This is a genomic window from Streptomyces sp. 7R007 (genome assembly GCF_054850255.1).
In genome coordinates, this window is the sequence record NZ_JBTWMV010000053.1 from 1 (window position 1) to 21,804 (window position 21,804).

General features: G+C 69.6%; 22 protein-coding genes and 4 pseudogenes. 15 read left to right on the top strand and 11 right to left on the bottom strand.

Annotated features, from left to right (window positions below):
- Window positions 1-195 precede the first annotated feature (195 nt).
- On the bottom strand, window positions 196-528 hold the full coding sequence (locus tag ACYF6T_RS37785; RefSeq protein ID WP_461702339.1) for a type II toxin-antitoxin system PemK/MazF family toxin: 333 nt from the start codon (window positions 526-528) through the stop codon (window positions 196-198).
- Between the two features lie 109 nt (window positions 529-637).
- Here ACYF6T_RS37785 and ACYF6T_RS37790 point away from each other — a divergent pair.
- Window positions 638-1,486 (top strand): annotated as a pseudogene (locus ACYF6T_RS37790) (IS701 family transposase); the annotation flags it as partial.
- 44 nt (window positions 1,487-1,530) lie between these two features.
- Here ACYF6T_RS37790 and ACYF6T_RS37795 read toward each other — a convergent pair.
- Window positions 1,531-2,379, bottom strand: a complete 849-nt coding sequence (locus tag ACYF6T_RS37795; protein WP_461702340.1) for a helix-turn-helix transcriptional regulator — start codon at window positions 2,377-2,379, stop codon at window positions 1,531-1,533.
- A gap of 139 nt (window positions 2,380-2,518) precedes the next feature.
- Between ACYF6T_RS37795 and ACYF6T_RS37800 the strand changes: the two genes are divergently transcribed.
- The 6 genes and pseudogenes from ACYF6T_RS37800 to ACYF6T_RS37825 all read left to right on the top strand — a co-directional run bounded on the left by ACYF6T_RS37800 (window position 2,519) and on the right by ACYF6T_RS37825 (window position 5,771).
- Entirely contained in the window at window positions 2,519-2,785 is a 267-nt protein-coding gene (locus tag ACYF6T_RS37800) for an Atu4866 domain-containing protein (RefSeq protein WP_461702341.1), read from the top strand.
- A gap of 116 nt (window positions 2,786-2,901) precedes the next feature.
- Window positions 2,902-3,660 carry an SDR family NAD(P)-dependent oxidoreductase gene (locus tag ACYF6T_RS37805; RefSeq protein ID WP_461702342.1) on the top strand — a complete coding sequence of 253 codons (759 nt, stop codon included), beginning with the start codon at window positions 2,902-2,904 and terminating at the stop codon, window positions 3,658-3,660.
- Between the two features lie 152 nt (window positions 3,661-3,812).
- A complete protein-coding gene (locus ACYF6T_RS37810; protein WP_461702344.1) occupies window positions 3,813-4,589 on the top strand; it encodes an SDR family NAD(P)-dependent oxidoreductase in 777 nt (258 codons plus the stop codon).
- 173 nt (window positions 4,590-4,762) lie between these two features.
- Complete coding sequence (locus ACYF6T_RS37815; protein WP_461702345.1) at window positions 4,763-4,936, top strand: helix-turn-helix domain-containing protein; 174 nt, start codon at window positions 4,763-4,765, stop codon at window positions 4,934-4,936.
- A pseudogene (locus ACYF6T_RS37820) lies at window positions 4,933-5,040 on the top strand (hypothetical protein); the annotation flags it as partial. The gene ACYF6T_RS37815 and the pseudogene ACYF6T_RS37820, both read left to right, overlap by 4 nt.
- Window positions 5,041-5,378: 338 nt before the next feature.
- Complete coding sequence (locus ACYF6T_RS37825) at window positions 5,379-5,771, top strand: hypothetical protein (RefSeq protein WP_461702397.1); 393 nt, start codon at window positions 5,379-5,381, stop codon at window positions 5,769-5,771.
- A 151-nt stretch (window positions 5,772-5,922) separates the two neighbouring features.
- Here ACYF6T_RS37825 and ACYF6T_RS37830 read toward each other — a convergent pair whose 3' ends face one another.
- Window positions 5,923-6,654, bottom strand: coding sequence for an SDR family oxidoreductase (locus ACYF6T_RS37830; protein ID WP_461702346.1), 732 nt, complete (start codon window positions 6,652-6,654; stop codon window positions 5,923-5,925).
- A gap of 70 nt (window positions 6,655-6,724) precedes the next feature.
- On the opposite strand from ACYF6T_RS37830, the gene ACYF6T_RS37835 reads away from it, so the two are divergent.
- Window positions 6,725-7,582, top strand: a complete 858-nt coding sequence (locus ACYF6T_RS37835) for a LysR family transcriptional regulator (RefSeq protein WP_461702347.1) — start codon at window positions 6,725-6,727, stop codon at window positions 7,580-7,582.
- Window positions 7,583-7,933: 351 nt separating this feature from the next.
- Window positions 7,934-8,278 (top strand): annotated as a pseudogene (locus tag ACYF6T_RS37840) (hypothetical protein); the annotation flags it as partial.
- Between the two features lie 6 nt (window positions 8,279-8,284).
- Here ACYF6T_RS37840 and ACYF6T_RS37845 read toward each other — a convergent pair.
- From ACYF6T_RS37845 to ACYF6T_RS37855, 3 genes are all read right to left on the bottom strand, one after another.
- Window positions 8,285-8,662: a hypothetical protein gene (locus ACYF6T_RS37845; protein WP_030825962.1), complete on the bottom strand. Its 378-nt coding sequence runs from the start codon at window positions 8,660-8,662 to the stop codon at window positions 8,285-8,287.
- A 312-nt stretch (window positions 8,663-8,974) separates the two neighbouring features.
- Window positions 8,975-9,397 carry a tautomerase family protein gene (locus tag ACYF6T_RS37850; RefSeq protein ID WP_461702348.1) on the bottom strand — a complete coding sequence of 141 codons (423 nt, stop codon included), beginning with the start codon at window positions 9,395-9,397 and terminating at the stop codon, window positions 8,975-8,977.
- 43 nt (window positions 9,398-9,440) lie between these two features.
- Complete coding sequence (locus tag ACYF6T_RS37855; RefSeq protein WP_461702350.1) at window positions 9,441-10,142, bottom strand: SDR family oxidoreductase; 702 nt, start codon at window positions 10,140-10,142, stop codon at window positions 9,441-9,443.
- A 163-nt stretch (window positions 10,143-10,305) separates the two neighbouring features.
- On the opposite strand from ACYF6T_RS37855, the gene ACYF6T_RS37860 reads away from it, so the two are divergent.
- Window positions 10,306-10,944: a TetR/AcrR family transcriptional regulator gene (locus ACYF6T_RS37860; protein ID WP_461702352.1), complete on the top strand. Its 639-nt coding sequence runs from the start codon at window positions 10,306-10,308 to the stop codon at window positions 10,942-10,944.
- A 123-nt stretch (window positions 10,945-11,067) separates the two neighbouring features.
- On the opposite strand, the gene ACYF6T_RS37865 is transcribed toward ACYF6T_RS37860, so the two are convergent.
- From ACYF6T_RS37865 to ACYF6T_RS37875, 3 genes are all read right to left on the bottom strand, one after another.
- The gene (locus ACYF6T_RS37865) at window positions 11,068-11,634 is read right to left on the bottom strand and encodes a hypothetical protein (protein ID WP_461702353.1); all 567 of its coding nucleotides are present in this window, start codon (window positions 11,632-11,634) and stop codon (window positions 11,068-11,070) included.
- 71 nt (window positions 11,635-11,705) lie between these two features.
- Entirely contained in the window at window positions 11,706-12,338 is a 633-nt protein-coding gene (locus tag ACYF6T_RS37870) for a hypothetical protein (RefSeq protein ID WP_461702354.1), read from the bottom strand.
- A 16-nt stretch (window positions 12,339-12,354) separates the two neighbouring features.
- A complete protein-coding gene (locus tag ACYF6T_RS37875) occupies window positions 12,355-13,212 on the bottom strand; it encodes a hypothetical protein (protein WP_461702355.1) in 858 nt (285 codons plus the stop codon).
- 126 nt (window positions 13,213-13,338) lie between these two features.
- On the opposite strand from ACYF6T_RS37875, the gene ACYF6T_RS37880 reads away from it, so the two are divergent.
- On the top strand, window positions 13,339-15,660 hold the full coding sequence (locus ACYF6T_RS37880) for an ATP-binding protein (RefSeq protein ID WP_461702357.1): 2,322 nt from the start codon (window positions 13,339-13,341) through the stop codon (window positions 15,658-15,660).
- A 305-nt stretch (window positions 15,661-15,965) separates the two neighbouring features.
- On the opposite strand, the gene ACYF6T_RS37885 is transcribed toward ACYF6T_RS37880, so the two are convergent.
- Window positions 15,966-17,024, bottom strand: coding sequence for a LacI family DNA-binding transcriptional regulator (locus ACYF6T_RS37885; RefSeq protein WP_461702358.1), 1,059 nt, complete (start codon window positions 17,022-17,024; stop codon window positions 15,966-15,968).
- A 141-nt stretch (window positions 17,025-17,165) separates the two neighbouring features.
- Here ACYF6T_RS37885 and ACYF6T_RS37890 point away from each other — a divergent pair, with 141 nt between their 5' ends.
- The 4 genes and pseudogenes from ACYF6T_RS37890 to ACYF6T_RS37905 all read left to right on the top strand — a co-directional run.
- Window positions 17,166-18,521, top strand: coding sequence for an ABC transporter substrate-binding protein (locus tag ACYF6T_RS37890; protein WP_461702359.1), 1,356 nt, complete (start codon window positions 17,166-17,168; stop codon window positions 18,519-18,521).
- Between the two features lie 4 nt (window positions 18,522-18,525).
- Window positions 18,526-19,497: a carbohydrate ABC transporter permease gene (locus ACYF6T_RS37895; RefSeq protein ID WP_461702360.1), complete on the top strand. Its 972-nt coding sequence runs from the start codon at window positions 18,526-18,528 to the stop codon at window positions 19,495-19,497.
- Window positions 19,494-20,318 (top strand): carbohydrate ABC transporter permease, encoded by an 825-nt coding sequence (locus tag ACYF6T_RS37900; protein ID WP_461702361.1) that lies wholly within the window; start codon window positions 19,494-19,496, stop codon window positions 20,316-20,318. Before ACYF6T_RS37895 ends, ACYF6T_RS37900 begins: the two co-directional genes overlap by 4 nt.
- Window positions 20,319-20,505: 187 nt before the next feature.
- Window positions 20,506-21,612: pseudogene (locus ACYF6T_RS37905) on the top strand (glycoside hydrolase family 68 protein); the annotation flags it as partial.
- Here ACYF6T_RS37905 and ACYF6T_RS37910 read toward each other — a convergent pair.
- Window positions 21,501-21,797 (bottom strand): CGNR zinc finger domain-containing protein, encoded by a 297-nt coding sequence (locus ACYF6T_RS37910; RefSeq protein ID WP_461702390.1) that lies wholly within the window; start codon window positions 21,795-21,797, stop codon window positions 21,501-21,503. The pseudogene ACYF6T_RS37905 and the gene ACYF6T_RS37910 sit on opposite strands and share 112 nt — an antisense overlap.
- Window positions 21,798-21,804 lie beyond the last annotated feature (7 nt).

Below are 21,804 nucleotides of genomic sequence, written 5' to 3' on the forward strand. Positions count from 1 at the left end.
GCCCAATACCGCCACACCCATGCCGAACTCCCGCTACACTCCCCACCGCTAGGCCGTTGACCAGCAGAAATACAGAAGTCCGGCTGGAGTAATAGTACTCCAGCTGTAGATCGTGATCTCGATGGTGAGGGGCGCCGAGGCGACAGTTGGACAGCGTCGACCATCTGGCCGAGACCGCCCACGCCGTCGGCTCCTCTACCCGAGTTCACCGAGACGGAGGGCATCGTCGATCTCGCTGAGCTTCGCCGAGGAAAGGACGGCCGCCCGCTCTATCAGGTCGTCCCGTGACACAGTGGTCAGCCACGTGCAAGGGGTGAAGCCTGGACGCGGGAACGCGAGCCGCAGCACGCCTTCGAACGGCACTCCGTCACCGGCGCCCACCATCACTTCGATGCCCAGACCGCTAATGTCGACGCCCGCCGGAGCGACGACCTGCATCACCCGGATCCCGGACGTGTCGTCTCCCGACAGCAGTACGACCAGCCTCCGCTCGTCGAACTGGACCCACCAGACTTCGCCACGTTGCACAAGTCCTCCAGACACAGGACGGCAGACAGGCGCTGCGCGAGCCCGACGCGCTGTGGAGACAGGTGCGGCCACTGTTGTTCATCGGTGTGTGAAGACTGAAGATCACGCGGTGGCCGCAGGTCACAGCGTAAACCCTGCCCACTGGCAGGGGGCCGAATTCCGGCGCCGAGCCCGGAAGTTGGTACTCGGCCTGCTGTCGGACCTGCCGCGCAAGAACTGCTGGACCATCGCCGAGTGGGCCGGGGGCAGGACCCCGGACGGCATGCAGCACCTGCTCGGGCGGGCCAAGTGGCACGCGACGACGTGCGTGACTACGTGGTGGAGCATCTGCACGACGACGAGGCTGTGCTGGTGGTCGACGAGACCGGCGACGTGAAGAAGGCCACCGGCACTGTCGGTGTCCAGCGCCAGTACACCGGCACCGCCGGACGCGTCGAGAACAGCCAGGTAGCCGTTTACCCCGCCTACTCGACCCCGCAAGGGGCACGCGGCGATCGACGGGGAACCCTATGTTCCGCGTTCCCGGACCTGCGACCCCGACCGCTGCCGGGCCGCCGGACTCGGTGACAAGAGGGAGTTCGCGACCAAGCCAGAGCCGGCCGCCTGCATGGTCACCCGATTCCTGGACGCCGGCCACCGGGCCGCATGGGGCGCGGGAGACGAGGTCTACGGCGGCAACCCGAGGCTGCGGCCGCGCTGGAGGAACGCGGCACCGGCAACATCCTGCTCGCCCGAAGCCAGCACAAGCGCCGGGACCGCGCGGACACGCTGGCCAGGAAGGTGCCCAAGAGGGCCTGGCAGAAGCTGTCCGCAGGGGTCGGAGCCAAAGGCCACCGCTTCTACGACCGGGCCGTCATCGACGTCACCGACCCCCGGCCCGGAAGCCAGCAGTTGCTGATCCGACGCAACCGCAGCACCGGAGAACTCGTACTGCCGCTGCTACTCGGGGGGCGAAGTCGACCGGGCACTGTGGCCGACCTCTCTCCGTGTTCCGTCGGCTGATCAGCGGTGCGGCCGGGGGGCGGGCCGGTGCCGGGTGGCGTGGATGGAACCGAGCAGATTGAGGGACTGGGCACTGGGGCTGCCTGGTTCGGCGTGGTAGATGACGAGCTGCTGGCCGGGGGCGTCGCGTACGTCGAAAGCCTGGTAGGTGAGGGTGAGGGGGCCGACGTCCGGGTGGAGGAAGCGTTTGGCGTCCTGAGTCTTGCCGCGCACGGTGTGGGCGTTCCAGAGGCGGGTGAAGTCCGCGCTGTGCTCAGTGAGGGTGCGGACGAGTTCACGTAGCCGTGGGTTGTCCGGGTCGAATCCGGTTGCCTCGCGAAGGTTGGCGACGGTGGCCTGTGCTGCCCGGTCCCAGTCCGTGTAGAAGCTGTGGCCCGCGGTGTCGAGGAAGGTCATGCGGGCCAAGTTGTCCGCCGGCTCGAACGGGGCGTAGAGGGCGTCGGCCAGGGCGTTGACGGCGAGGAGGTCCAGGGTCCGGCTCATGACGAACGCTGGAGTGTTCGGGTAGCCGTCCATCAGCTGTCGCAGTGAAGAGCTGACTCGTTCGACGGCGTGAGCGGAGGGCCGGTCGTTCGGCGTGGCCCCGGCTAGCCGGTACAGGTGCGCGCGTGCGTCCGCGTCGAGGCGCAGCGCGCGGCTGAGTGCGTCGATCACCTGTGGTGAGGGGTTGCGCTCGCGGCCCTGTTCCAGGCGGGCGTAGTAGTCGGCGTTCACTCCGGCCAGGACGGCGACCTCCTCGCGGCGCAGTCCGGCGACTCTGCGGGCCCCGTAACTCGTCATGCCGACGTCCTCCGGCCGCAGGCCGGCGCGGCATGTGCGCAGGAAGTCTCCCAGGTGGTTGTCGTCCATGTATGCAGGCTAGGCGGCGGCTCGGTGTGGTGCCTGGGTGTGCTGCACCCCGGCAGCACACGTCCTGGTTGATGGCCGCTGACCTGCGCAGACTCGGTGGTGCGGGAAGGACCGCACCGTTCGAGGAAAGGAGCCCGCCATGGCCGGGAGCGTTGAGGACGACCACGTCGACGTCGTCGGGATGTGGGTGACCGCGGATGGTCACATCCGGCAGGAACTGCTGCCGGACGGCCGCTACGACGAGGCCCGCGGCGAGCGGGCCAGCGCGTACACCGGCCGGTACACGGTGACCGGCAGCCACCTGGACTACGTCGACGACACGGGCTTCACCGCCACGGGCGACATCCGGGACGGAGTGCTCTATCACGAGCACCTCGTGCTCTACCGGGAGCGAAACCGGTCGTAGAGAAGGCCGGGCCACGGCTGTCCTGGCGCCGGAAGGCGAATCCGCCCTCGGCCGACGAAGAGGGCCCGATACAGCAGCCAGTCAGTCGACAGCAACGAGAATTGAGGAGCATATCCATGACAGGACGACGACTTGACGGGAAGGTCGCGCTGATCACGGGCGCGACCGGCGGCCTCGGCACAGCGACCGCCGAACTCTTCGCCCGCGAAGGCGCCCGGCTCGTGATCACCGATATCGCCGAAGGCCCCCTGAGGGAGCTGTCCCACCGGATCGGGGCACGCGGCGCGGACGTCGTTGCCGCCCGCCTCGATGTCTCCTCCGCGCGGGAGTGGGACGAAGTGATCGCCGTCGTACGCGACCGGTTCGGAACGCTGGACGTGCTCGTGAACCTCGCCGGCATCCTCGACTGGCCAGGTATCGAAGACACGCGGGAAGAGGACTGGGACCGCGTCATCGACGTGAACCAGAAAGGCACATGGCTTGGCATGAAGGCGGCGATGCCGCTCCTGCGTGCGAGCGGCAACGCGTCGGTGATCAATACGTCGTCCGTACTCGGCCTGGTGGGAAGCGGTGCGGCTGCGGCCTACCAGGCGTCCAAGGGAGCCGTGCGCCTGTTGAGCAAGACCGCCGCAGTCGAGTACGCCCGGCAGGGAGTACGGATCAACTCACTGCACCCTGGGGTGATCGCTACCCCCATGATCCAAGATCTTCTGGACGACCAGGGCGACCAGCAGCCGGACATCCAGCGCACCCCCATGCGGCGAGCCGGCCGCGCCGAGGAGATCGCACCCGCGATCCTCTTCCTGGCCAGCGGCGAATCCTCGTTCATCACCGGCGCGGAACTGGTGGTCGACGGCGGGCTCACCGCGCACTGAACAACCCAGCCGTACGACGTCCACGTGCCGCCTGCCGTGGATGCGTCAAGGGCGCGGCCCACCAGATCAGCACACCACACCACTGCGCGGCACTCCAGAAGGCCCTGCACCGGCCGCCTGCACTCACCCTCACCTTCTCCCGGGACTGCACCATGACACCTGCCATCGCATCCGCCGCAACATCCGAATCCACCGAGTTCGCTGGGAAGATCGCCCTCGTCACCGGAGCCGCGCGAGGGGTGGGCCGGGAGACCGTGGCGCTCCTTCACGCCCGCGGGGCTCGGGTCGTCGCCCTCGACCTTCGCCCCGACGTCACGAACCTGGCGGAAGAGTTCCCCGGCGTCGTCGCGACGAACGGTGACATCACCCAGGAGGAGACCGCCCACCGCGCGGTGGCAACGGCCCTGGACGCCTTCGGCGGACTGGACATCCTCGTGAACAATGCCGGGCGCACCCAGAACAAGCTCGTCACCGAAACCACGGCAGAGGACTGGGACACCGTGATGGCGGTCAACGCCCGCGGCTCCTTCTTCTGCGCCCGCGAGGCGTTCCGGGCCATGAAGAGCCGCGGCGGCGGCGCCATCGTCAGCACCGGCTCGTACGCCTCCACCGTCGCCCTGCCCGAAGGTGTCGCCTACAGTGCGTCGAAGGGCGCTCTGGCCCAGCTGACCAAAGTGCTCGCCGTCGAGGGCGGCCCGCTGGGCATCCGCGCCAACCTCGTGGCCGCGGGCGTCATCGAAACGGACTTCCTCGACACGATCCGCCCCGACAGTCGTGCCTACTTGGCGTCCTTCGCCGCCGCGCAGCCCCTGGGACGAGTGGCGCAGCCCGAGGAGATCGCCGAGGTCCTGTGCTTCCTCGCCTCGCCCCGGTCCAGTTTCGTCACGGGAGCCGTGGTCGCCGCTGACGGCGGATTCACCGCAATCTAGTGGCTTGGCTCGGATCCTTGGTCGGGTCATTGATCTTCCGTTCGTTGCGCGGCAGGCTGCTTCCGCGTTGTGATGGTGGAGGTGGCCGTGGGACGTCGTCCGGGGGGCGTCCGGCCGGTAAGCATGGAGGAAGGGCGCGGCTACAGCGGAGCAGCCGGACCGCGAAGGATGCGGTGCGGCTGTGGCGGGCGATGGTGGTGATGATGTCCGCGCAGGGGCAGTCGGTTCCGGACATCACCTCGTTGAGGCAGGTCAGCGCCGACTATGTGCGAGACGTCATCCACGCCTTCAACGAGCAGGGGTTCGAGGCGCTGGACCCAAATGGAGCGGGGGTCGCCCCAGGATGATCAGCAGCCAGGTGCGTGAGCACATCTGCCTGATCGCCCGGACGTCCCCCGCCGACCGGAAGATCTCCGCGTTCTCCACCTGGAGCCCGACCAAGCTCGGCGAACACCTGGTCAAGCAGAACGTGGTCCCCGCCGTCAGCCGCGAGACACTGCGACGACTACTGCGCGAGGGCAGGGTCTCCTGGCAGACCAGCACGACCTGGAAGTCCTCGAACGGCTCAGACTTCATCGCCAAGACGCACCGGATCCTGGCGCTCTGCGGCTCCCCGCCGACCGACGGCCGGGTGGTCTGTGTGGACGAGTTCGGGCCGCTCAGCCTCATGCCCCGCAAAAGCAAGGCATGGCGCCCGCACCGCTCACCACGTCGTCTGCGGGCCACCTACAACCGCTACGACGGCGTGATGCACATGCTTGCCGTCCTCGACCTGGCCACCGGCAACATGTGTGCTACCGCGTCCGGCCCCGCAAACGGTGGTGCGAGTACCTGTCCCTATTCAAGTCCCTGCGCATCCGCTGGCCCGGCGAGAAGCTCTGCGTCGTCCGGGACAGCTTCTCCCCTCACAAGCACCCGAACGTCTGCGTGTGGGCCGCGGCGAACGACATTGAGCTGGTCTTCCTGCCGACCTACGGACCGTGGCCGACGGGGATCGAGTCCGAGTTCGCCGCCCTGCGCTACTTCACCCTCAACGGCACCGACCACCGCAGCCATGGCGGACAGAACGCCGCCATCGGCGCCTGCGTGCGTCGGCGAAATGCCCGCGCCGAACCGAGGAGCAGCTTTGCCCCCGACTCACCCATCCGCACCTGGACCGAGTACCCGGCCAAGGCTGCCTGACGGTCCGCCACCCTTCCGTCGGCTGTTGCCGGGGCGGTCCGGCGGGTAACCCGGGCGCTGCGGCCCGTCGGGCGCCGACGCGGTCTTCGGCTCGCCCATCCCGTCCGGGCTGACCCCGACCACCCCGTCCGTCGGTTCCCGGACAGGCAGCTCACCAGGGAACCGGGCCGTGCTCGTCGAAGAAGCCGCCGGTCGGCCCGTCATCGGGCAGCGTGGCGAGCCGGACGACCACGACCGCGCCGTCGGCCGCGGTGCGGGTGAGGCCGGGGAACGCGGTGGTGAGGTCGGTCGCACACGGCCCCGGATCGGCGGCGTTGACCAGGATGTTGCGGCTGCGCAGTTCCTTGGCGTACTGCACGGTCAGCGAGTTGAGTGCGGTCTTGGACGGGACGTACGCGGCCAACGGGGGCCGGGTTGCGAAGTAGTCCTCGGGATCGGTCATCCGGGCGATGGAACCCAGTCCACTGCTGACATTGACGATCCGGGCGGCGGGGGAGCGGGCGAGCAGCGGCAGCATCGTGGTGGTCACGCTGATCACGCCGAACACGTTGGTCTCGAACACCTCGCGTACAGCGGGCAGTTCGACACTGCCAGGGCTCTGGGCGGCGAGGTCGCCAGAGATGCCGGCGTTGTTGACCAGGATGTCCAGCCGGCCAAAGCGCTCCTCGATCCAGCGGGCGGCGGATAGGACGCTGGCGCGGTCGGTGACGTCCAGGGTGACCGGGTACACCCGCGGGCCCAGGTCGGCTGCGGCTGCCGCACCGCGGTGCGGGTCGCGCGAGGCCAGCAGGACGTTCATGCCGAGCGAGGCGAGCCGGGCTGCGACCTCGCGCCCGATGCCCTTGTTGGCACCGGTGACCAGGGCGGTCGTGGTTTCTGTCATGCGTTCAGCCCACCACGGGGGTGGCCGGGAGTTCCAACACCGATCAGGTAGGCAGCGATACCGTGCGGGTATGGAAAGACTGGAGGTCCGCGAGCTCGTCTACTTCACCGCTGTCGCCGAAGAACTGCACTTCGGTCGGGCGGCCGCCCGGCTGGGGATGGCCCAACCGCCGCTCTCCCGCGCCATTCAGCAGCTCGAACGACGGCTGGGCGTAGCCCTGTTGGAACGTGGCAGTCGCCGGCTCGCACTGACCGAGGCGGGGGCCGTCCTGCTCCGCGAGAGCCGTACGGTGCTCGACGCCGCGTCGGCCGCGGCGCGCCGCACCCGGCGGGCCGGCCGAGCCGACCCGCGTCTGGTCCTGGTCATCAAGCCGGGCGGCGACGGTGGCCTGCTGCCCGCGATCCTCGACGCCTATCAGGCTGAGCCGGGTGCGCTGCCGGTCGAGCTGGTGTGCAGCTTCGGCGAGCGTGAGATCCTCCTGCGGGAGGGTCGTGCCGACGCCGCCCTGCTTCACTGCCCCCACCACGACCTCACCGGCCTGGACACCCAGGACCTCCTGACCGAGACTCAACTTCTCGTGATGTCGCGTTCGCATCGCCTCGCGGGCCGTACCCGGGTCTGCCTGAACGACCTCGCCGGGGAGCCCCTGCCGCGCTGGCCGGGCGCATCTGAGGGTGGCTCACACGGACCCGAGGTCCACGACCTTGGGCAGCTTCTCCACCTCATCGCCTTGCGCCGCATGGTCGCCGTCCTCCCCTCCTCCATCCGCGGCCAGCTTCGCGACGACCTGGTCGCTGTCCCAGTCGATGATGCCGAGCCCACCACGCTCGTCCTCGCCTGGCCCGAGCACGCCACCTCCCCAGCCCTGGCCGCCTTCGTCCGCGCGGCCGCCGCCGTGGCGGGCAAGGCGACGGGCCAGGGCGGGTAGAGCGGGGAGACACGTGGGGTGGCAGGCGCCCTCGCCCATGCACGCCGAACCGCCCGTCCTGCGGTACCCAACCCGCGTTGATCAGCATGGACCACGCGTCGAGACCACACGCGCGTCACCAGGCACCGACCGGACCCAGGCACACCAACAGCGCCCGCGACCCCTGCCCCGGACGCCGCTGAACACTGACCCTTGACAGACCGCTCCTACATGTCATTGCTCTGACCGAGAAGGCTCACCGGGTTGGTGGTCGTGGCGGTTGGATGTGCGGTGACGTCCGATCCGACCGCCGGAGGCGCGGTGGCTGAGCCTGTCTGTGTGCGCAGCTTGACCGGTCAGGAGGGGTAGAAGCTGCAGCAGATCGTGCGCCGGGGTAGTGCTGATTCGGTGGGTTATCGGCGCGCGATGATGCTGCTGGCCTCGGTCGGCGGTAACCGGGTGCTGGTGATTGCCCAGTTGGTGCAGGCCGACGAGGACACCGTGCGGGGCGTCATCCACCGCTTCCCGGAGCGGGTCTTCGTCTTCGACGAGTTCGGCCCGCTCGGCATCCGTCCCAGCGCGGGTTCGGGCCGGGCTGAGCAGGGGCGTCCCGACCGGCTGCCCGCCACCTGTCACCGGACCCAGGGAGTGCGCTACTTCCCTGGCTGCTACTTGGTCGGCGAGGGGGCAAGGTCAGCAGAAGGACGGCGACGGAGGGATGTCTCAGGAGGCGGACGGTTCGATCTCCCCTGCAAAGACGATGACTTGGTCGATGAGGCTCCGCCGCAGATGGACGACGTCCGTTCCCGCCAGACGGGGACCTCCATCCGGCGTGGTGAAGACCCACTGGTACCGGGCCCACTCGTCAGGCATGTCCACCGCCGAGCAGCGCACCATCGTGCCGGTCCCCGCTGGGTGGCGCCGGATGTCCAGCACGAACCGCTCGACCGCCGCGATTCCTTCGCTGCGACCCAACGGCCCCCAGAAGACCACGTCCGAGGTCAGAGCCTGGGAGAGCAGAGCAGTCACATAGCTGTCGTCCGAGGCGTTGAACGCGGAGATGAACGTGTCGATCGCGGAGCGTGCAATCTCTTCCTGCATGTCCCAGTAATACCAGCCGTTTCGCGGGCGCCCGTCCCGCGAGCCGCCTTCGATCACCGTGAACCCTCCCGGTCACAGCACTGGCGACGCCACCGCCGCGGTCAGGCAAGGTGTGGCTTCCACCGAGTGACTGCTCTGCCACAGCCTGCGGACGCCCAAAGCTCCAGCTCAGCTGCCACAGCGATGTGCGTCAGGCACATCATCGCGACCGGTCGCTCAGGTTGAGCTATCCCCAAGCCGAAGCAGGCATTGGCTCACTTTCACGCTGCCGGGACTGCGACGGTCGGCCGCTGTGCGGGTGAGCCGTGCCCGTCAGTAGGGGATCGGGCGGTTCTCCCGGGCCCAGAGTCGTTCGGTCTCGCTCTGTGCGGGCGGTGGCGCCATGCCGTCCATCATCCACAGGTCCTGGGGTGTTTCGTCGATGTGGAACTCGCAGTACAGGCCGCGTTCGGTGGTGTGGGGGGCGAGCAGGCGGGCGAGGTTTTCGCCGGTCAGCCTGCGGATGGCCGGGTCCTTGGAGTGCCGGGCGATGTGCTCGATCACGATGCGTACGGACGTCCGCGAGGGCTCGCCGCCGACGTAGAAGGAGTTCTCGTCGATCTCGTGGAAGAGGGTGATGACGTAGAACTTCGGCAACCCGATGCGGGTGTAGAAGCCGGTGACGTCTTCGGCGAGTTGCTGCTTCTGCTGCGGCGTGTAGGCGCCGGGCGGGTGGTGGATGTGCCAGAGCGGCATGTGGTTCTCCAAGCCGGGTGGGAAGGGATGAAGGCGCGGAGGGTCAGTGGCCGATGGGGATGGTGAGGCCCTCGACCGGACCGGCGAGAGCGGCCTTGATCTCGCGGGTGGCGTCGTCCACGAGGACCTCGTTGTCGCCCCGCTCGACGCCGTCCAGAGCGATACGGGCGACATCGGAGGCGGACATCTTGGGAACGGGGAGGGCGGCGACCATGTCGGTGTCGGCGAAGCCCAGGTGCACGCCGACGACCCGGGTGCGCTGCGCGGCGAGTTCGATGCGCAGGGAGTTCGTCAGGGACCACAGGGCGGCCTTGGAGGCGCCGTAGGCGGCGCCCCCGGCGCCCCAGGACAGCAGTGAATGCATGTCGACCAGCACGCCGCCGCCGTGGCGGGCCAGCACCGGGGCGAATGCCTGGGCGATCCGCAGCGGGCCGAAGACGTTGGTGTCGAACATGGCCATGACCTGCCGCAGATCGGCGGTGAGCAGCGGGGCCGGGTACAGGACACCTGCGTTGTTGACGACCAGGTTCACGTCCCCGGCGCGTTCGGCGAGGGTTGCCACCGAGTCGTCGTCGGTGACGTCGAGTGGCAGGACCTCGACCCGCGCGTGGTGACTCGGGGTGGGCTCGCGGCTGGTGGCGTAGACCTTCTTCGCGCCTCTGGCCAGCAGTTCTTCGACATACGCCTTGCCGATGCCTCGCCTGCCTCCGGTGACCAGGGCGACAGAACCTTTGATGGTGGTCATGCGTGTCCCTCTCGCTGTGTTCGGGCGACCAGCGTTTAGATTATTATCATCATCTAAACGGATGGGGAAACAGAAAGCGCGGCAGTGGGAAGGTGGAGCGAGCAGTTCCCGGCGCCACCAGCCCGGCAGTCCTCGCAGGCCGGAAGAAAGGAGAGGGCAGCCCATGCCCCGTATGTCACGAGCCGTGGCCGAGCAGCACCGGAAGCAGGTGATCGACAGCACCGCCCGGCTGATCCGCGAGAAAGGCGCCGACCAGGTCAGCGTCCCGCAGGCCATGGCCGCCGCCGGACTGACCCACGGCGGCTTCTACCGGCACTTCTCCTCCAAGGAGGACCTGGTCGCCCAGGCGCTCGCGGCGGCGTTCACCGAGCGTCGACAGGCCATGGACCAGTTCACCGACCGGTCCCCAACCGCCGGCGCGGACCGGGCCGGCCACTCGGCCCGGGACGCCTTCCTCACGGCGTACCTCTCCGACCTGCACCGCGACAACCCGGCCGACGGCTGTCCCGCGGCGGCTCTCGCCGCCGACGCGGTGCGCGCCGAGCCCGGCAGCCCGGTACGCGCCGCGTTCACGGCGGGCCTGCGCGATCTCGTCGAAGGACTTCAGCGGCTGGACGGCCCCTCGGACGACCCCGGCGCGGGCCGGGCCACCGCGCTCGCCGAACTGTCCACTCTCGTCGGCGCCGTCCTCCTCGCCCGCGCAGCCGACGACGCCGCCCTGTCCCGGGATGTACTCGACGCTGCGCACCAGTACCTGAGCGGTGGGCCCGCCGGTTCCTCCCGGCCCACCGCGGACGCGTAGGAGCCCGTCCGCCGCACCGGTTCGCACGGGCACCCCGGGCCAGACGGCGGTACGTGGGCCGGGTGCCGCCGGACAGGGCGTGGCACGGCGCGTCGTGGGCTCCTCTTCGGTCGGCGTCGCGGGTCAGGGCTCGGCCGGGAAGTCGTCCAGCGCCGCGTTCACCAGGTCGACGAAGTCGGCGCTGTGCCGGAACTCGTGCCGGATCAGCCAGTCCTCTCCATCCTTTCCGTCCTGGCCGTACAGCACATAGCTACGTCGCGCGACCGAGGTGACACCGGCCAGGTTCGGTGCCGACTCCTCGATCACCCGGATGCCGGACAGCTCCTCCCAGCGCACGTTCAGCACCAGTCCCACGGCACTGCCCCAGACGACAAGCCCGCCCGCGAAGACGTACGCCGACGGGGCGGACCGGCGCTCCCGCACGGCCGACGCCAGTTGCAGGCTCACGCCGGCGGCGATCAGCACCATGAGGGCGAGGACGAGCACCGGCGACACCTGCCCGCCGTTCCACAGGAACACGTCGCCGCTCGCCCACGAGACGATCACCACGACCACCGCCGCCCAGCAGACCACGCACCCGACGGCGTACTTGCCCACGTCGCGGACGATCGGGTGGTGTGCCGCGAGCGGCGGGCCGAGTTCCTTGCGTTCGGCGGCCCTTCGGACGGCCGGCGGTACTTGCTGGTCCATGCGAGCCATCCTGGACGTCGCCGCGATGCCCGGGTACGGGGGAAATACTCAACAACCGTCGTCGACGCAGATCAACGGGCCGGGCCGGCGAGGACCGGCCTGAGCTTGGCCACGATCGCGGTGCGGGTCAGTGCCCGCAGGACGCCGTCCGCCCCTTCGGGCATGAGGAACGGGCACGAGTACGGGGCGCTCGCGTCCCCCTTCATTTCGAAGACGGTGACGACGCGCCCTGTGTCAGCCGCCCGTACGGTCACTTCATACGAGGTGTCGACGACGTCGATGCGCCGAAGCGCGTGGAGCCCCACGCCATAGGCGCACCGGCCGACGGTGCGCCTGGTCCTGTGGGGGCGCGTGCAGATGACCAGTTGGGTGTCTTCCCCGCCGTTGCGCACGTGCGGTGCCCAGGGAGAGGGAAAGTCATCGAGGAAGGCTCTCTGGGTGAATCGGCCGCTGGAGTCGTCCAGTTGGATGAGGACCGCCGGGTGCGGTCCCTGGCCGGTGTAGTGCGCGGCGGTGTGGTACGGATCCTTGCCGTCACACCAGTTCGCGCCCACGGTGACCGAAGCGGTCGCCGTGGGACTGGGGGTGTCGAGGGCCGGTGACGGCCATGCCGCATGGCCGCCCGCCTTGCCGCAGCCGACGAGCCCCACGGTCAGGCCCACGACCAGAGCCACGGCGGCGAGCGGGGAACCCGCTTTCGGCACGAGAACTCCCCTGGGCTCAGGCCGGCAGACCCGGCGCCTGGGCGAGCAGGATGCGCAGCGCGACATAGTCCGTACCGGGACGGTGCATCAGGTCCCAGACCGTGAGCAGGTCGCCCTTGGTGGAGTAGCCCGCCTTGGCGGCCCGCGACGACAGGGCGGTGCTGCCGACGAGCTCGGCCAGACCGGCCACCCGCAGCCGCACACCCTCCTGCGGGCCGGCCTCGACGAGCCTGAACCGGGACCAGGGGACGACGTCGGTGAACGGGGTGACCGTCAGGCCGGACGGGGTGAACACCAGCGGCCCCACGTGCACTTCACCGCCGTCGCGCAACTCGGCGAGATAGCGTGCGGCCCGGTCGGCGCCGACGCGCCGGGTGGCCACGTCGACGAAGCCCTCGGCGGTGGCCTGCGAACGCCACAGGCTCCTGCCCGGCGTGACGACGAAGAAGTCCATCGCCCGGAACCGGATCCGCTTGCCCGCGTAGGGCACGAACACCGTCTTGAGCACGTCGTGCGAGTGGGAGAAGTTCGTGAAGACCCGGGTCCGCTGGGTTCCGACCGAGGCGATCTCCCGCCAGGCCAGGTCGAGGGGCCGCCGCCCCGGCCGCTCGATCCGGAAGCCCTCCTCGTACAGATGGACCCAGGTCCGGACGTTGCGCACGATGAGCGTCACGCACACCGCCATGACCACGATGACGACGGCGAACGCGGTCAGGAACCCCCCGTCCGAGGAGTAGTCGCCCCACATGGTGCACAGCACGACGAAGACGATGACCGCGAAGGTCATGGCCCCCAGCGGGCGCCGGGCCGGACCACCCCGGTAGGACCGCACCAGTCCGCCCAGCCGTTCCGCCTGTTCAGGCCCTGTCGACACACCCACCTCGCAAGATCCGCAGCACTGTCTGGCGACGAGTCTCGGCGCGGCCTCGCGGCGGGAACAGGGGAGGAATACTCAAACCACCAGCCGATACAGTGATCGAACATGGGACGGGGAGCAGTCGTGACGACGGCAGGGGGCCTGAGCGCCGAACTGACCACGCTGGTAGGCCGGCGCGCCGAGACCGCCCGGATCGTACGGCTGCTGTCGAGAGCTCGGCTGGTCACGCTGACCGGTGTCGGCGGCGTGGGCAAGACACGGCTCGCGCTGCGGGCCGCTCGCGACACGGCCCGGGATTTCCCCGACGGCGTCCACATCGTCGAACTCGCGGACCTGCGGGAGGCCGACCTGCTGGCGCAGAGCGTCGGCACCGGGCTCGGCCTGGCCAACCCCGGCCGGGACCCGGCCGGCGCGACGCACGCGCTGGCGGCCCATCTGCGCGACAGACAGGCGCTGCTGGTCCTCGACAACTGCGAACACCTCGTCGACTCCTGCGCCCGACTCGCCGACGTGCTGCTGCGCGCCGCACCCAGGCTGCGCGTCCTGGCGACCAGCCGTCAGGTGCTCGGTGTCACCGGTGAACAGGTCTTCCCCGTCGAGCCGCTGCCCGTCGTGGCCCCCGACGACCGGCGCCCCCTCGGCGACCTCCTCGCCTGCCCGGCCGTCGTCCTCTTCGCCGAACGCGGCGCCGCCGTGTCCCCGGGGTTCACCGTCACCGAGGCGAACGCCGAGACGGTCGCCCGGCTCGTGCACCGCCTGGACGGGCTGCCGTTCGCGATCGAACTGGCCGCCGCCCGGCTGCGCACCCTCACCCCCCAGGAGATCCTCGACCGGCTCACCGACCGCTTCGCCCTCCTGACCACGGGCAGCCGCACCGCCGTACCCCGGCAGCGCACCCTGCGGGAACTGATCGGCTGGAGCCACGCCCTGTGCAGCCCCGAAGAACGCACCCTGTGGGCGCGGGCCTCGGTGTTCCGCGGAGGCTTCGACCTGGAAGGCGTCGAGGGAGTCTGCACCGACGCCTCCCTGCCGCGGGCCGCGCTGCTCGACGCCCTCGACGGGCTGGTGGAGAAGTCGGTGCTGATCCACCGCCAGTCCGACGGCCGCTCCCGCTACCAGATGCTGGAGACCGTACGGGAGTACGGGCGCGAATGCCTCGCCGCGTCAGGGCAGCTGGCCGTGTTGCGCCGCCGGCATCGCGACCACTGCCTCGGCTTGACCGCACGGGCCCGGGACGAGTGGTTCGGCCCCCAGCAGGTGGAGTGGTTCACCCGGCTGCGGCTCGACCACGCCAATCTGCGGGAAGCGTTGGAGTACTGCCTGGAGCAGCCCGGCGAGACGGCCGCCGGGCTGGCCCTCGCGGCCGTGCCGCGGCACTACTGGATCACGGCCGGCTCCCTCACCGAGGGCCGCCGCTGGCTGGCCCGCCTGCTGGCTGCCGCGGACGCCGACACCGCCCCCCTCTACGCGCTGGCCCTGGGCACCTACGCCTACCTGGGCATCCTGCAGGGCCAGGTGGACGCCGCGACACTCACCACCCTGGACGAGTCCGCGACGGCCGCCGGGCGCCGCGGCGATGTGTACGCGGCCTCCTGGGTCCAGCACCACCGTGCCGTACTCGCCACCTGGCAGGAGGACTACACGCGCGCCGCCGAGCTGTTCGAGGAGGCGTCCACCGCGTTCCGTACGACGGGCCATCTCGACGCGGCTGTGGAGTGCACGGTCAAACTCGCCATCGTCCACGCCCACGCGGGCGACACACAGCGGGCCGCACGGCTGTGGCAGGAGATGGAGGCGGTTGCCGAAGCGCACGGCGAGTCCTGGCTGCGGGGGATGGCCCTGTTCGCCGGCAGCCTGCTGGCCCGACGGACCGGTGACACCCGGGAGGCGGCCGCGCTGGCCCGCCGGGCCATCCGCCTCATCCAGCCCTTCCAGGACTGGTGGGACATCGCCATGTGTGTGGAGGTCCTCGCCTGGACCACAGCCGACGAACCCCGGCACGCGGCCCGGCTGCTCGGTGTCCTGCACCTGCTGTGGGAGTCGATCGGAGGCACGCTCAGCACCGCGCCGTTCATGCGGGACGAGCGTCGCCGGTTCGAGGAACGGGTGCGCGCGCGGCTCGGTCCCGCCGACTTCGACCGGGTCTTCCGGCGGGGCGCCGACGCCACGGTCGCCCAAGCGCTGGCGCACGTACTCGACGAATCGCCGCCCGCGGTCAGGAGCCTCGGCTCGGTCCCGCCGCTCACCCGGCGGGAATGGCAGGTCGCGGACCTGGTCGCGGAGGGCCTGACCAACAAGCAGATCGCCGCCCGCCTCGTGATCGCCCAGCGCACCGCCGAGAACCACGTCGAACGCATCCTCACCAAACTCGGCCTGCCCTCCCGGTCCCGGCTGGCGGTGTGGACCTACGAGCGACGGCGGGAAAACGCCACCGAAGCCAGGTGAGCCCCGCCGAGGCCGGCCGGGGCTCACCGATGAGTCCAAGCCGCCCTGCGCGGGCAACCGGGCATCCATGACGCCGTCGCGGTCACCCGGGAAGGACCAGGAGGGGACACCATGATCGAAGCGGCCTGCGGGGCCGATGGGTGAGCAGCGTGGCGACGGCTTGCCGATCGGTTCCCGGTCGACTTCGGCGGCAGTTCGTCCAGAAGAGCGGCATGGCGAGGCACCATGTAGGGCGGCAGTTCCGCATGGAGGGCGCGCAACAGCTCCTTTGGAGGCGTGCTCCCCGTGCTTGCCGGGCCGGGTGTTCAGGCGTCAGGCGAGGCGACGGAGTCGCGGATGCGCACCGGCATGGGCACCCGGTACACGGAGTGCTCACGGTCGGGTTCTGCATGCTGCCGGCCGATCTCGGTGAACAGCACGTCGACGGCCGTGCGGCCGAGTTCGTAGTGCGGGAGGGCGATGGTGGTGAGCTTGGGCCGGATCCAGGAGGCGATGGGGTGGTCGTCGAAGGAGACGACGGATACGTCGTCGGGTACCTTCAGCCCGAAGCTGTCGAGGGCCTGGTAGGCGCCGAGGGCGATCCGGTCGTTGAGGCAGATCAGTGCCTGCGGCCTGGTCTGTTGCAGGACTTGGTGTGTGGCGTCGTAGCCGTACTCCGGCTGCCAGTCGGGGCAGACGTGGCAGCCGGCGATCTTGACCCCTGCCTGGCCGAACGCTTCGCGGATGCCGGTGAGCCGCTCGACTCCGGCGAGGGCCCCGGGGGGCACGTCGCGCTTGCGGGGACCGGCGCCGATGAGGTGGATGCCCGTGCGGTGGCCGCAGTCGAGCAGTACCCGGGCGGCAGCGCGGCCGGCCTCGACCTCGTCGGGAACGACTGAGGGGAGCGCAGAAGGGTGCTTGGGCAGCGCGTTGAGCAGCACGGCGGGGCCGTCGGTGAGGGCCGCGGGCACCTTGAGGGTCCGGGTGAACATCGAGGCGAGGATGATGCCGTCGACCCGGCGGTCCTGCATGGCCTGCAGCAGACCGCGTTCCAGGTCGGGTTCCCCTTCGGTCTCGCCGATGAACAGCATCACGCCGCGCTCCCGCGCGGCCTCCAGCGCACCCTTGATCATGTCGCCGGCCAGTCGCGAGGTGGCGACTGTGTCGGAGACGAACCCGATGGTGCGGGTCATGCCCGTGCGCAGGCCGACTGAGACGATGTCGGGCCGGTACTCCAGCTCCTCGGCGGCCTTGAGGACGCGCTGCTCGACGCTCTGGGAGATCCGCAACTCACGGCCTCGTCCGGAGAGCACCAGGGAGGCCGTGGTGCGTGAGACACCGGCATGCCGGGCGACATCGGCCATCGTGACCCGTCGTGGGCTCACCTGAGACCTCCATCGGTTTCGAGTCGGGTGAAGAGCCTTGACACAGTCTGGGGCGGGCGTGACACTACCGGAGCTAACACGAGTTAGCAAACGTCTCGGATCGGGTGTCCACCGGTCGTCCCCGAACTACAGAGGTACGCAATGACGCGTTCTATCACCCGTCGTGAAGCGGTGGCCGGGCTGCTTGCCCTGGCCGGGACAGCGGCTGCCGGCTGTGGCGGCCCGGGTGGCAGTGGTCCGAAGGCGTCGGGTGGCGGCACCGCCTCGACCAAGGCGCCTGTCATCGGCAGCAAGCCGGTGACGATGAAGGCCTACTTCGAGACCGGCTTTCCCATGCCGAAGAAGCTCACGGACGAGTTCACGCGCCAGCACCCGAACGTCACCTGGGACATTCGCGAGGACCAGTTCGCGGTGATCACCCAGAACGCTCCCCGCGTGCTGGCCGACGACCCACCGGACCTCATGCGGCTGCCTCAGCTCTCCGAGCTGGTGAAGGACGACCTGCTGCTGAACCTCGACGGGTACGCGAAGGCCTTCGGATGGGACCGCTGGCCGCCCTCCCAACTGGAGCAGCTCCGCATGGGGCCGGGCGGGCGTCCGCGCGGCGAGGGCGCACTGTATGCGATGGGTCTGAATTTCAGCATGACCGGCATCTTCTACAACAAGACGCTCGCCGACCGCATCGGGATGGCGGCCCCGCCGGCCACGCTCGCCGAACTCGACGACCTCCTCGCCAGGGCGAAACGCGCCGGCATCACCCCGATCGTGCAGTTCAACGGCGGGGCCACCGGCGGGTTCGCGTTTCCGCTGCAGAACCTGATGGCGGCGTACGGGCCGGCCGGTCCGATCAACGACTGGATCTTCCAGAAGTCCGGGGCCACGATCGACACCCCGTCGAACCTGAAGGCGGCGCGGCACCTCGAACGGTGGATCCGGGCGGGCTACTTCGACAAGGACGCCAACGCCATGGACTACGCGAAGATGATGAGCAAGTTCCTGGCCGGCAGCGCACTTCTGATGTTCAACGGTGACTGGGAGTCCGGGAACCTCGACCAGCACATGCCCGGCAAGGCCGGCTTCTTCCTCATGCCGTCGGCGGAGAAGGGCGGCAAGCTCGCCGGGATGTCGGCCCCGCTGACCTTCGGCATCAGTGCGCGCGCGAAGCACGCCGACTACGCGGCGTACTTCCTCGACTGGGTGGCGACCGACAAGCGTGCCCGCAAGATCGCCGTGGAGGTCGGTGGTTCCCACCCCATGGGTCTCCCGGATGCCTACATGCCCGAGGTGAAGAAGAGCACGGTCACCGCTCAGACACTCGCGGCGGGCGCCCGGATATCGAAGGACAACGGCGCCATGGACTTCATCGCCAATGCCACCGGGTCGATCTATGCCAAGAGTTGGACTCCGCAACTGCAGAGGCTGTTCGCGGGCAAGCAGTCTCCCGAGCGCTTGCTGGAGACGGTGCAGGGTGACTACGAGAGCCAGGTCGGGGGCTGAGCCGGTGGCACACCAGATACTGGACTCGCCCGTGGGATCCGCCGGTGTTCGGGCCGGCGCCGGTCTGTCCGCCGCACCGGGGGCGGCAGATCCGACCCGGCGGCCCGGGCTGCGCACCCGTTGGTGGGTCGGCTGGCTGTTCGTCGCCCCCGCCCTCGCGGCGTATGCGGTGTTCGTGCTGTGGCCGATCGTCCTCACGTTCGAGTACTCGCTCTACCAGTGGGACGGCGTCGGGCCCTCCACCTGGGTGGGAGTGGACAACTACACGACGGTCTTCACCGATGCCAAGCTCTTTGGCACGATCCTCAACGCGTTCAAGCTGATCCTCTTCTTCAGCGCGATCCCGGTGCTTCTGGGGCTGGCGATCGCCTCGACGATCCGGCGCATCGCCACCAGCCGGCTGGCGCTCGTCGCTCGGACCGTGCTGTTCATCCCGCAAGTCATCCCGCTCGTCGCCGCAGGGATCGCGTGGAGCTGGCTGCTGTCCTCGACCGGCCTGGTCAACCAGTTCCTCGGGTACGTCGGCCTGGACGGCGTGGCCCGGGCCTGGCTCGGCGACTTCACCACCGCCCTGCCGGCGGTCGGGGTGATCGGCGCCTGGGTGCTGCTGGGTCTGTGCACGCTGCTGCTCCTCGCCGGCATGAGCAAGATCGATCCGGCGCTCTACGAGGCCGCGCGGATCGACGGCGCCGGCCCGGTGCGCGAGTTCTTCTCCATCACGGTGCCGAGTCTGCGCCAGGAGATCGGTGTCTGCGTCACCGTCACCGTGATCGCGGCCCTCGCCAGCTTCGACATCATCTACATCGCCACCCAGGGTGGTCCGGGGAACGCGACGATGGTTCCCGGCCTGGAGATCTACTACCAGGCCTTCTCCGACCGGCAGGTGGGCGTGGCCTCCGCGCTGGCGGTGGTGCTCATGGCCCTCGTCCTCGTCTGCATCCTCCCCGTCCAGCGGCTGACGAAGGAGGAGCTGTGATCCTGGGCCGTCGCGAAGCGTGGACCGGTCGGCTGTTCCTCGTCCTGTTGATGGCAGTCACGCTGGTGCCGTTCGTCAGCCTGTTCGTCACCGCCCTGCACCCCTCCGGCACCTATCCGCCGGGCCTGGACTGGCCGAGCAAGCCGCAGTGGGGCAATTTCGCCGACGCGTTCCGGGCGGCCCACATGGCCGACCTGCTGTGGTCGAGCGTACTCATCGTGCTCGGTGTGGTGCCGGCCGCGCTGCTGCTGGGCACGCTGGCCGGGTTCGCCCTGGGGCACTTGCGGATGGCGGGGCGCCGCGTGGTGTTCCTGCTGTTCGTGCTCGGTCTGACGCTGCCCTTCGAGGGCGTCATCACGCCGCTGTACCAGCTGATGCGCGACATGGGCGTCCTCAACACCCGGTGGGCCATCATCCTGCCGCTCATCGGCCTGTTCATGCCCTTCGCCGTGTTCTGGATGCGCGCCCACTTCATCAATCTGCCCGACGACCTGTCAGAGGCCGCCCAGATCGACGGTGCGAACGTATGGCAGCTGTTCTGGCGTATCCACGTCCCGCTGGCCATGCCGGCGATCTCGTCCTTGGCGATCCTGCTGTTCCTGTGGACCTGGAACCAGTTCCTCCTGGCGGTCGTCCTGGTGGACGATCCCGCGAAGCGGACCATGGCCGGTGCGCTCGGCGCCTTCCAGGGCCAGTGGGGAACGGACATACCGTTGCTGTGCGCCGGATCGCTGTTGATCCTGGCCCCCACGCTGATCGTCTTCCTCGTCTTCCAACGCCGGTTCGTATCCGCCTTGCTGCAGGGCTCGTTGAAGGGGTGACCCACATGCCGTTCCTCCACCACGACACGAGCCGGGGCGTTCCGGGTCGTTCCCGAAGACGTGCTGGGACCAGCGCCGCGCCGGTCCACGAGGCGGTCCGCCCCGGTGCCGCGGCACGCGCTCGCACCGCCGGCGCCGAACCGCTCAGCCCGTCGATGGCCATGGCCCGGGTCATGGCAGGTGAGGCGTGACACGCACGGGCCCCGCACGATGGTCGCGGCACCACCTCGACCAGCTCAACGGCGCGCACCCGGCCACCGCACCCGTCGTCGGCGGCCCGCCGCCCCGGGTGCTGCCTGATCACGACATCTGGGACCTGTGGCCGGTGCAGGAGGCGGACGGCTCCACCGCCGTCATCCATGGCAGCGAACTGTGGATGGCACTGTCCGCACCCGCCCTCGGCCACCCCGAACACCGCCACGACCACGCCCGTATCCGGCTGCTCGGCAAGGCCGACCGATGCTGGACGGATCTCGGGAACGTGTTCGCCGACGGCACATCACCGGGCAGCCGGGAATGGTCCGGGTCGGCGGTGCGGCGACCCGACGGCACCGTGTCGGTCTTCTACACCGCCGCCGGCGACCGGGGTGAAACCCGCCGGACGTTCCGCCAGCAAGTCGTCGAGGCGCGACCGAGGCTGGTCACCGGTCAAGGCGCCGTCCGCCTTGAACGACACGTCGAACATCGCGTGATCCTGCGCTCGGACAGTCACACCTACCTGCCCGCCGACGATACGGACGGCGGACCAGGCCGGATCAGGGCCTTTCGCGACCCCGGCTGGTTCCGCGACCCTGCCGACGGGCACGAGCACCTTTTGGTCGCCGCCTCTGTCCCATGGCGCGATCACTTCATGGGAGCCGTCGCGCTCGCCCGGGCGACATCCAACGGCTGGATCCTTCTCCCACCCCTCGTCGTGGCCGAGGGCATCAACCACGAGATCGAACGGCCGCACATCGTCGTCCACCGGTCGCGGTACTACCTCTTCTTCGCCACCACCCGCCACGCGTTCCACCCTCCGGGGTGCGCGCCAACGGGACTCTACGGCTTTGTGGCATCCCACCTGACGGGGCCTTACGAGCCGCTCAACGGCTCCGGACTCGTCCTTCGGAATCCTGTCGAGCAACCGGACCAGGCTTATGCCTGGCTCGTTCTGAACGATCTCCGCGTCGTCGGCTTCGTCAACTACCTCGGCAACGACGGCAGCGACCCCAGGCAGCTGCGAGCGCCGGAGGCGAGAGCCCGGTTCGGAGGGACCCTCGCTCCGATCCTCGACCTCACCCTTGAGGGGGCGCGGGCGTGCGTGACCGGGTGTACGCCGACTCCGCGGGCGGCGACCTGAGCCGTCCGCCGGTTCCCGCACGTGGTCATGCCGCACCAGCGCCGGGCGGTGGCCCGGGACAGATCCAGGAAGAGCCGCGTGCAGTCGGGGTGCTGGCGCCCTTTCACCCGCGCGGAGTCGGCGTGGCCCAGGAGATCCACGGTGTCC

What these genes read in the sequence shown, in the direction of transcription:
- ACYF6T_RS37795 (WP_461702340.1), bottom strand. Translation starts at nt 2,379, where the DNA reads ATGGACGACAACCACCTGGGAGACTTCCTGCGCACATGCCGCGCCGGC.
- ACYF6T_RS37800 (WP_461702341.1), top strand. Translation starts at nt 2,519, where the DNA reads ATGGCCGGGAGCGTTGAGGACGACCACGTCGACGTCGTCGGGATGTGG.
- ACYF6T_RS37805 (WP_461702342.1), top strand. Translation starts at nt 2,902, where the DNA reads ATGACAGGACGACGACTTGACGGGAAGGTCGCGCTGATCACGGGCGCG.
- ACYF6T_RS37810 (WP_461702344.1), top strand. Translation starts at nt 3,813, where the DNA reads ATGACACCTGCCATCGCATCCGCCGCAACATCCGAATCCACCGAGTTC.
- ACYF6T_RS37830 (WP_461702346.1), bottom strand. Translation starts at nt 6,654, where the DNA reads ATGACAGAAACCACGACCGCCCTGGTCACCGGTGCCAACAAGGGCATC.
- ACYF6T_RS37835 (WP_461702347.1), top strand. Translation starts at nt 6,725, where the DNA reads ATGGAAAGACTGGAGGTCCGCGAGCTCGTCTACTTCACCGCTGTCGCC.
- ACYF6T_RS37845 (WP_030825962.1), bottom strand. Translation starts at nt 8,662, where the DNA reads ATGCAGGAAGAGATTGCACGCTCCGCGATCGACACGTTCATCTCCGCG.
- ACYF6T_RS37850 (WP_461702348.1), bottom strand. Translation starts at nt 9,397, where the DNA reads ATGCCGCTCTGGCACATCCACCACCCGCCCGGCGCCTACACGCCGCAG.
- ACYF6T_RS37855 (WP_461702350.1), bottom strand. Translation starts at nt 10,142, where the DNA reads ATGACCACCATCAAAGGTTCTGTCGCCCTGGTCACCGGAGGCAGGCGA.
- ACYF6T_RS37860 (WP_461702352.1), top strand. Translation starts at nt 10,306, where the DNA reads ATGCCCCGTATGTCACGAGCCGTGGCCGAGCAGCACCGGAAGCAGGTG.
- ACYF6T_RS37865 (WP_461702353.1), bottom strand. Translation starts at nt 11,634, where the DNA reads ATGGACCAGCAAGTACCGCCGGCCGTCCGAAGGGCCGCCGAACGCAAG.
- ACYF6T_RS37890 (WP_461702359.1), top strand. Translation starts at nt 17,166, where the DNA reads ATGACGCGTTCTATCACCCGTCGTGAAGCGGTGGCCGGGCTGCTTGCC.